At 61.9% G+C, this 8,423-nt stretch carries 9 protein-coding genes and 1 pseudogene; 1 reads left to right on the top strand and 9 read right to left on the bottom strand.

All coding sequences use genetic code 11. The features are described 5' to 3' along the window. Positions 1-93: 93 nt before the first annotated feature. A complete protein-coding gene (locus B2S33_RS03810) occupies positions 94-318 on the bottom strand; it encodes a DUF3820 family protein (RefSeq protein WP_027916579.1) in 225 nt (74 codons plus the stop codon). Positions 319-509: 191 nt separating this feature from the next. Between B2S33_RS03810 and B2S33_RS03805 the strand changes: the two genes are divergently transcribed. Further along, the gene (locus B2S33_RS03805; RefSeq protein ID WP_288649874.1) at positions 510-986 is read left to right on the top strand and encodes a PA2169 family four-helix-bundle protein; all 477 of its coding nucleotides are present in this window, start codon (positions 510-512) and stop codon (positions 984-986) included. Here the strand turns inward: B2S33_RS03805 and B2S33_RS03800 are convergent. The 8 genes and pseudogenes from B2S33_RS03800 to B2S33_RS03765 all read right to left on the bottom strand — a co-directional run. Then, positions 983-2,479, bottom strand: coding sequence for a sensor domain-containing diguanylate cyclase (locus B2S33_RS03800; protein ID WP_288649872.1), 1,497 nt, complete (start codon positions 2,477-2,479; stop codon positions 983-985). The genes B2S33_RS03805 and B2S33_RS03800 overlap by 4 nt on opposite strands. 136 nt (positions 2,480-2,615) lie before the next feature. After that, positions 2,616-3,950: an OprD family porin gene (locus tag B2S33_RS03795; RefSeq protein WP_110606938.1), complete on the bottom strand. Its 1,335-nt coding sequence runs from the start codon at positions 3,948-3,950 to the stop codon at positions 2,616-2,618. 196 nt (positions 3,951-4,146) lie between these two features. Then, positions 4,147-4,371, bottom strand: a complete 225-nt coding sequence (locus B2S33_RS03790) for a hypothetical protein (protein WP_027916575.1) — start codon at positions 4,369-4,371, stop codon at positions 4,147-4,149. 351 nt (positions 4,372-4,722) lie between these two features. Next, on the bottom strand, positions 4,723-5,457 hold the full coding sequence (locus B2S33_RS03785; protein ID WP_288649870.1) for a YkgJ family cysteine cluster protein: 735 nt from the start codon (positions 5,455-5,457) through the stop codon (positions 4,723-4,725). Beyond that, complete coding sequence (locus B2S33_RS03780) at positions 5,454-5,765, bottom strand: hypothetical protein (RefSeq protein ID WP_049695469.1); 312 nt, start codon at positions 5,763-5,765, stop codon at positions 5,454-5,456. The genes B2S33_RS03785 and B2S33_RS03780 overlap by 4 nt, the downstream gene beginning before the upstream one ends. A gap of 85 nt (positions 5,766-5,850) precedes the next feature. After that, positions 5,851-6,750: a chemotaxis protein gene (locus tag B2S33_RS03775; RefSeq protein WP_027916572.1), complete on the bottom strand. Its 900-nt coding sequence runs from the start codon at positions 6,748-6,750 to the stop codon at positions 5,851-5,853. A 72-nt stretch (positions 6,751-6,822) separates the two neighbouring features. Then, positions 6,823-8,008: pseudogene (locus B2S33_RS03770) on the bottom strand (HlyD family type I secretion periplasmic adaptor subunit). Further along, positions 8,005-8,423 (bottom strand): ATP-binding cassette domain-containing protein (locus B2S33_RS03765; RefSeq protein ID WP_288649869.1); only part of this gene is annotated, 419 nt, incomplete at its 5' end. The pseudogene B2S33_RS03770 and the gene B2S33_RS03765, both read right to left, overlap by 4 nt.

Below are 8,423 nucleotides of genomic sequence, written 5' to 3'. Positions count from 1 at the left end.
CAAGACACAAGCGGCCTTGCCCGGGCGCTCCTACAGGGAGCGGAGTCAGCGCTACACCGTGCCGTCCCGTGAGGGCGCGGTCGGCCAACTCGCTCAACAGCCATGCTTGCGCCGCAACGGCGCCAGCAGGTCAGCCAAGCCGTTATGGTCGACCTCATGCATCAACGCCAGCAACTCCCCTAGCTCTCCCGTGGGAAAGCCCTTGCGCGCAAACCACGCCAGGTAATCGCCCGGCAGGTCGGCAATGATCCTGCCTTGGTATTTGCCGAACGGCATGCTGCGGGTCACCAGCAGTTCGAGACGCTCCGGGTTGAACATTTTCGTACTCGTCATAAAGACGCCCACCATACTGCAAACTGCACGACCCACCTAAGCGGATCATGCAGAACGCGATGCATAGCAATTTGCCTTTATCTTTTAAGGTAATGATTTACAAGGGTTTATTTTTTTTGGAAAGCTGGCACGAAGGCTGCTCCTGTCTACTCATCAACCCTCAAGGAGTTTGAGTCATGAGCGATACCAACAAAGACGTGATCGATATTCTCAACGACCTGATCGAATACAGCAAAGACGGCCAGAAAGGCTTTCTGAAATCGGCAGAAGACGTCAAGAATCAATACCTCAAAGGCTTCCTGACCGAGCGCGCCACTGGTTGCGGCGAAGCTGTTAAGGAGCTTCAGGACGAGGTCCGTAAATTGGGCGGTGACCCGGAGACGTCCACCAGCTTCACCGGTGACCTGCACCGTGCCTGGATCGAACTTAAGACAGCCTTCACCAGCCATGATGACGAAGCGGTGATGAACGAGACCGAGCGTGGCCAGGACTATGCCCTGAAGGCGTACCGTCAAGCCCGTGAAAAGCTCGTCAAGCTCAACGTCCCTGCCGCAGCAAGCAGCCTGGACCTGGTCGATCGTCAGCTCCAAGGCGTGCAGAAAAATCATGATGAAGTAAAGGCGCTGCGTGACAAGGTCCGCGCACATTCCTAAGTGACCGGGCATTCTACCCGGTTGCGGCCGTTGGCCTTGGCCCGGTAGAGCGCTTCATCCGCCCCACCCAGCATGGCTGCAAGGTCTTGCTGGGTGTGTGCGTTGAGGCTGCCAATACCGATGCTCACCGTGACCGGTTGGGTATCGTCACCAAAAGGTGCGAGTCGTGCGACGCTGCGGCATATTCGTTCCGCCAGCATCCGTGCCCCTTCCACGTCGGTTTCCGGCAGTACCACCTGAAATTCCTCCCCGCCATACCGGGCGGCCAGATCGGCCGGCCGACGGATACAGGCCTCGATGGCCTTGGCCACTTCGCGCAGTACATGGTCACCGCCCGCATGGCCGTGGCGCTGATTGAACGCCTTGAAATGATCCACATCCACCATCAGCACCGTCAGTGGTTGGCGCGTACGCTGTGCACGTGCCCATTCAAGGCGCAGCACTTGGTCCAGGTGCCGGCGGTTGGCCAGGCCGGTCAGGCTGTCGGTCGCGGCCAAGGTCGCCAGGCGCTGTTCAGCCTGGAAACGGCGACGCAGCTCGCGACTGAGCAGCCAGGTCAACCAGATGATGCCCGCACACAGCAGCCCGGTGGCAACGCTGACCAGCAGTGCCGTACGGCGCCAGGACGCGAACACCTCGTCGGTGGCATGCACCACCAGCACGATCAGCGGCAAGTCGCCCACGCGGGCAAAGGTATACATGCGCTCGCCGTCATCCCCGGCGGAGGCCGCGACGAAGCTGCCACTCTGCTGCCCGAGTATTCGCTGGAAATTGGGTTTGCCGGCATGCTGGCTACCGACCGATGGATCGGAGGGGCCCATGGGCTGGCGGGCCAGAAGCTGGCCTTCGACGTTGAGCAGGTTCACGCTGCTGTTGGCGCCGATATCCAGGCGTTTGAACAGATCGGTAACGTAGCCAAGGCGCAGCGCGCCAGCCGCGATGCCTGCGAAATCACCGTTCGGGTCGGTGATGCGCCGGCTGAAACTGATGCACCAGTCCAGGTCGCCCAATCGGGCCTTGAACGGCGGCCCCACCAGCAGGGTGGTGTTGGGGTTGTGCAAATGGGTCTGGAACACGCCTGTGTCCCGGAAGTTGGCCTTGCGCGGTACGCTGCTGGTCGAATCGCCTACCACGTCACCGTTGCTGTTCAGCCACAGTATATCCCCACGCTTGCGGTCGGCGAAGGTGTCATCGAACAGCAGCCGCTGGCGCAGGGGGCCGGGTACGGAGGGCAGCTCCTTGCGGCCTACCGCCCAGATCAGCCTTTGCAGGGCCTGATCGTAAAGCTCGACATTGCGCAAAATGTCACTTTCGATCAATTGCACGATGTTGTTGGCCGAGCGTACGGCCGATTGCTCCACGCTTTCACGCTCGCGCATCAGCAAGTAGCTGACGATGGCCACGATGGCGAACACGGCCAGGCAACTGCCCAGCACGAGAGCAAGTTCGGGGTGCGACCGGGAGGGGGGGAGGCGTAACGGTGAGGTAGGCATGGTCGCGACTGCTGGGGGCCATTTGCGGCGGCGACATTCTAGGCAAGTGAAGATTGTCGGACAAGTTCGTCCGACGGAATTACCGTGCGGCAGGGGTTCCCCTGCCGCGCTGATCAGCCAGTGATTGCAGTGACTGTCAGAACACGTTCAAGGGATAGTCGACAATCACGCGCATCTCGTCGTTGTTGCTATTGCCGTCAATCGAGGCGTAGCCCTGGCCGCCGCGGTGCGTGGCATACCGTACCAGTACCGAGAGGTCTTTGAGGTCGCCTTCCTGGAACACGTACTTGATGTCCAGGTCGCGTTCCCAGTGCTGGGCATCCTTGCCATCGGCCCGGTAGTAATCGTAGTGGCTGTTGTCCTGGGCGGCCTTGGTCAGGTCGGCCTTGCCCCGCGAGTAAGACAGCGATGCGCTCAAGCCGGGCAAGTCGAGGCCGGCGAAGTCGTACCCGTACTGAAGTTTCCAGGACCGCTCGTTCGGCGCGTTGAAGTCCGAATACATGCGCGAGTTGTCCAGGTAGACGCTGTCACCGAGGTTGATGTAGTCGAACGGGGTATCGCCGTTGACCCGCTGATAGGCGGCCGTCACGGTATGGGCGCCCGCATTGAGTGTCAGGTGAAGGCTGTAGGTATTGTTGTCGATGCTGCCCAGCAAGGCCCGGCCTGTGTCTTGCGTGTGATAGAAGTGGGCGCCAGGGTTGAGGCTGACCTGCTCGTTGACCACGTAGGTGTAGTCGAAGTCGGCGTAGTACTGGTTCCAGATATCCTTCAGTTCGGCCGCATACACGCTGGTAGTGATGTTGGGTGTACCGCTCCAGGCTGCGCCCGCCCAGCTCAGGTGCTTGCTCTTGCCGCGCTCATCCAGCGAGCCATAGTAGGTATCGATACGGCGGTGGCCGCTTTGGTTGTAGGGCTTGGTGAAACTGACCTTGCCACCCTCAAGCAGCAGCCCCTCGACGCTGGTGTTGATCAGGCTGATACCCCGGAACGTTTGCGGCAGCATGCGGGTTTCGCCACCGGCGATCACGGGGTTGGTCAAGAACAGGTCGCCGGCCTTGAACTCGGTGTCCAGCGCCTTGAGCTTGAGCGCCGCGCCTGCTGTGGAAAACGAATGCGGGGCAGCGCCCAGTTCGCCGTCGCCTTTCACATGTGTAGGCAGAATGCTGGTGCCTGCATGACCACCGCCACCGTCCAGCTTAACCCCCAGCATGGCGTGCGCGTCGAGACCGAAACCGACGATGCCTGGCGTGTAACCGGATTCGAAGCGCGCCACTGCCCCTTGACCCCATTCCCGCGTATCGCGTGCACCCTGATTGTGGGAGTCGCGGTTGAAATAAGCATTGCGCAGGTGCAGGTTCAACGATGAACCCGCTACAAAACCTTCGGCATTGTCATCGGTGGCCTGGGCCGTGACGGGAATACTTGCACTGAGCGCAATGAAAAGCGGGGTGAAGCGAAACGCGAAAGACACCGGTATTGACTCCTTGATCGGTAGGCGGGGCAGTGCTTGTTGTAGGAGATGGTCATGCTTGCTGCATGACGAATCTGCCAGGGGAAAACCCAGCGCATACGAAAAAAAGCCGCTGATAGGGCAGCGGCTTTTTAGAGGCTAACATATTGAAACAGATGAATCCCATGGCGCATGTTGAACGCGCCGAGGCGTAGGCTCAGCTGTCGGCGTCGGTATCGACAACCGCTTTGGACGCTGTCTGCTGCGAGGCTTTGACCGTCTCGGCATGCTGGGCGGTCACTGTTTCGCGGGCGTCCTGATGGGCCGCCGCGAACTCGGCGTTGCGGGCCACGAATGCAGGCGACTCTTCGGCCATGGCCAGGGGGGACAACAACAGGGACGACAGGACGAACACGCTGGCAATACCCATACTGTTGGACATTTCTAACTACCTTCTTGCGGTGCAAGTGCTAATGAGGACAGGGGTAAAGTTAGTCGTGTGGAGGCAGTTTAAACAGAGCGAAGTTGGATAAGCACTGTTGCGTAAAAGGTAAGTATCGGGGCTGGAATGGCGCAGATTGTCGTTGAAATGCCCGGTTTAGAGCCTTGTAGCGTGACGAAAGACAAGGCGCTCAGTGGGCGGTGTGAACACACCCTGTGAAAGGATCACCGAACCTTGTGAGTCGCGAAGCTGCGTGGCACGGCCACGGCGTAGGCCACTACAGCCGCAGCGGCGCCCCTGACCGGGTAAAACGGGCTGACGGTGTTCAAGCCAACATCACCCGTCCTGCCCCTAGAACCCGATAAAGGCGTAATAAATCGGTGGCTGGTCAATCACCTGCACCCCAAGTGCCTGTAACTGGGCCTGCAATACAGCGTCTTCGACATGCAGAGCCCAAGACCCCCCTGTGTCCTGAGGATGCTCTGCAAGGGCTGTGGCAAATGCCTGCATGTCAGGCAGGTAGGCCGTGAAGCCGTTGCCCTTGAGCGCGCTGGTGGTCATGCCCAGTGCTTGGCAGACCGCCACCTTGGCCGCAATGTCTTCCCTGTCTGCCTGCCGAGAGGCCTGCACCAGCGCCTGCAACTCGGCATCGACCAGCTGTGTGCCGTGAATCAGCTCAGGCCCCTGTTGCCAGGCCTCGGGTGGGCAATCCTTGCTCTCGGGCCGCAAGGGAATGTGCGGGTTGATTTCAACCGGATAGATCCTGCACACCAGTGGGCGCTGGTCGTAAATGGCGCACAGGTCGTTGTCGTCCAGGTAGCGGCAACGGCCAGGGTTGAAGGCCGCGAAGGTCACCGACACCCGGACCTGGCCGTCGGCACTGGGCACGGCATGAGAGCGCAACAGCACATGTTCGCGTTGCTCAGGGGGCATGCCAGGGCCGTCCACCACGAATGCCTCTATCAGCACTATCACCTGCCCGCCGTCACGGGCCCAGCGCTGCGACTCGGCCAGGGTCAGGGGCACATGGTGGCCGCTGCAGCACTTGCCGCAGCCGGTGCAGGCGAAACGCAGGCTATCGCTCACTTGGTTTGCGGGCTCCATTCACTCACATACGCCCGCTGTTGCTTGCGGTCATACAGGCACAACTCGGTACCGGTTCGCTGCTTCATGTGCTTTTGCGGGTACAGGCCTTCGACCAGCAGGGCGCTCATGCCGGTCTGGTCGTCGAATTCGGCGGGCTTGCTACGGGCATGGGCGTTCTTGAACTGGCTGGCAGCCAGGCAGGCCTTGAGCATTTGCTGGCGGTGCTCGTTCCAGGCCTGGCTGCTGGAAGCCTGGACGAGGCCGCTGAACAGGGCGCAACTGATCAGGATGAGGCTGATACGTTTCATGCGTGGCTTCCTGTTGGTTGCGAAAGGGGGTATGGAAGTATGCCCCAGTCAGTCCGAGGGGCAAACCCGCCGCCGTGTGGGCAGGTCAGCGCTCGGCGAAGACCACCGCCCGCGCCGCCACCACCAGGCAGTCGGTCAACTCCGGGGACGAGAACTTGGTCAAGATGGCATTGGCCCCGGCCTGGGTCGCCTTTTCGCTGCTCATGGCGCTGTCCAGCGAGGTGTGCAGCAGCACATACACGTGCTGGAAATCCGGGCTTTCGCGCAGGCTGCGGGTGAAGGCATAGCCGTCCATCTCGCTCATCTCGATGTCCGAGACGATGACATTGATCTCCTGCGCCGTGCCTTGCAGCTCCAGCAGAATGCCGATGGCGTCCTTGGCACTGCGGGCGGTGCGGCATTCGATCCCCAGGTTGCGCAGGGTATGCACCGACTGTTGCAGGGCGACGTTGCTGTCGTCGACCACCAGGATGTTGGCGGCAGCCAGCAGGCTGGCGTCCTCGACGCTCAGGCCACTGGCGGGCAATTCGACGGGGGGCGGGGCGATGCCGTGAATGACCTTCTCGATGTCGAGCACCTGCACCAAGGTGTTGTCCACGCGGGTGACGCCCGTGATGAACGACTGTTTGCCCGCACCGTACGGCGGCGGTTTGATGTCGGTGCTCAGGCAGTGCACGATGCGGCTGACCGCTTGCACGTGCAGGCCCTGGCGTGAGCGGCTGATCTCGGTGACGATCAAACACCCGCCGTTGGGGTCGGCCAGCGGTTGCTCGCCAATGGCGCGGGACAGGTCGATCACCGACAGCGGATGCCCGCGCAAGGTCGCCACGCCTTTGACATGCGGGTGGGACTCGGGAAGCTTGGTCAGCGCCGGGCACGGAATGATTTCGCTGACCTTGAGCAGGTTGATTGCCATCAGCTTGCCGCTGCGCAGGGTGAACAACAGCAGGGACAACGCGTCCGCGCGGGCATTTTGCTTGGCCATGGTGACCTTCGGTGGGGAACAGGGGATGACAGGTTATCGGCCTGTTCCGTAAAGGCTTTAGGGGCGCTTGCGCTAACGCTCGCGCAAGGCTTCCTTGGCCCGGTTCAGGGGTTTGATGAGGTAGTCGAGTATCGTCTTCTCCCCGGTGCGAATATCCACCGTGGCGATCATCCCTGGCACGATTGCAAACTGCTTGCCGGCCTTGTTCTGCAGGCTGTCCTGTTCGGTGCGAATGAACACCCGGTAATAGTAGATTTCAGGTTTGACCTCGTCTTGCAGAGTATCCGGCGAAATCCCCACCACCTTGCCGTCCAAGCCGCCATACACCGGGTAGTCGTAGGCGCTGATCTTCACTTTGGCGGCCTGATCGGGGTGAATGAAGGCAATGTCCCGTGGCGCGATGCGGGTCTCGATCAGCAGGCGCTCATCCATCGGCACGATCTTCATCACCTGGCCACCTGGCTGCACCACACCGCCCAGGGTGTTGACCTCGATGTCCTTGACGATACCCCGCACCGGCGAGCGCAAGGTCAGGCGCGTCAATGAGTCGCTGCGGCCACGGATTACCTCCGACAGGCTGTCGGCCTCGGCACTGGCCTTGGCCAGTTCCTCCCTGGCCCGCACCAGATACTCCGAGCGTGCCTCGGTGGCCTTGAGCTCCAGTTCCGAGCGCTGGCGGTTCAGGCGGATGACCTCGACGCGGCTGGAAGCGCCCATCTTCGCCAGGTTTTCGGTGATCTTGAGCTCGCTGCGCACCAGCCGCAGCGAGTCCTCGATACCGGCCAGCGTCTGCTCAAGACCACGGCGGCGGGTGGTGTACAGCGCCGTCTCCGCCTCGATCAGCTCGGGCGACTCGCGCAGGCTGGCCGGGAATTTCAACGGCTTGCCCGTGNNCCTCTGCCTGCAGGCGCGCCTGGCTGGCCTTGGCGGCGCGGTACTTGGCTTCGCTTTCGCCCACGCTTGATGATGTCTTGGTCGGATCGAGCTGGGCCAGGACCTGGCCGCGCTCGACCAGATCTCCTTCGGCCACGCTCATCTGCGCGACGATCCCACCCTCGAACGACTGGATCACCTGCTCACGGGAGCTGGGGATGACCTTGCCCGTGCCGGTGGACACCTCGGTCACCTCGAACCAGGCCGCCCAGGCCAGGAATGCCGCCAGCATCACCGCGCACAGGGTGATCAGGCGCCCAGCCCGAAACACCGCCTGGTCATCCTGACCATCGAGGTAAGAGGCGGGAAGTTCATGGTTGCTCATGCCTGCGCTCCTTGCAGTTTGGCCAACGCGGCGTCGCGTGCGTCGTCGATCACGATACGGCCGCCGTCGAGCACCAGGACGCGGTCCACCCGCTGCAGCACGCTCAACCGGTGGGTGGCGATCACCAAGGTGCGGCCCTGGCAGAAGCGATCCAGGTTATCCAGCAACCGGCGCTCGGTGATGTCATCGAGCGAAGCGGTGGGCTCGTCCAGCAGCAGCACCTGCGGCTGACGCACCAGCAGCCGCGACAGCACCAGGGCCTGGCGCTGCCCACCGGACAGGCCCAGGCCGCCTTCGAGGATCAGGTGATCCATGCCTTTGGGCAGGCGACGCACGAAGTCCAGCGCACCGGTGGCCGACAGCGCCGCCACCAGCTCCTGATCGCTGGCCTGGCCGGCGCCCAGGGTCAGGTTCT

Origin of the sequence: Pseudomonas sp. UBA5568 (assembly GCF_002425525.1) — a bacterium.
In the GTDB taxonomy this organism is placed as follows: Bacteria; Pseudomonadota; Gammaproteobacteria; order Pseudomonadales; family Pseudomonadaceae; genus Aquipseudomonas; species Aquipseudomonas fulva.
The sequence above is the reverse complement of the archived record's forward strand: the minus strand, read 5'-3'. Positions and strand labels throughout refer to the sequence as shown.

Bases quoted from the DNA above. Each gene is read 5' to 3' on its own strand.
- B2S33_RS03810 (WP_027916579.1), bottom strand. From the start codon at position 318: ATGTTCAACCCGGAGCGTCTCGAACTGCTGGTGACCCGCAGCATGCCG.
- B2S33_RS03790 (WP_027916575.1), bottom strand. From the start codon at position 4,371: ATGTCCAACAGTATGGGTATTGCCAGCGTGTTCGTCCTGTCGTCCCTG.
- B2S33_RS03800 (WP_288649872.1), bottom strand. From the start codon at position 2,479: ATGCCTACCTCACCGTTACGCCTCCCCCCCTCCCGGTCGCACCCCGAA.
- B2S33_RS03775 (WP_027916572.1), bottom strand. From the start codon at position 6,750: ATGGCCAAGCAAAATGCCCGCGCGGACGCGTTGTCCCTGCTGTTGTTC.
- B2S33_RS03780 (WP_049695469.1), bottom strand. From the start codon at position 5,765: ATGAAACGTATCAGCCTCATCCTGATCAGTTGCGCCCTGTTCAGCGGC.
- B2S33_RS03805 (WP_288649874.1), top strand. From the start codon at position 510: ATGAGCGATACCAACAAAGACGTGATCGATATTCTCAACGACCTGATC.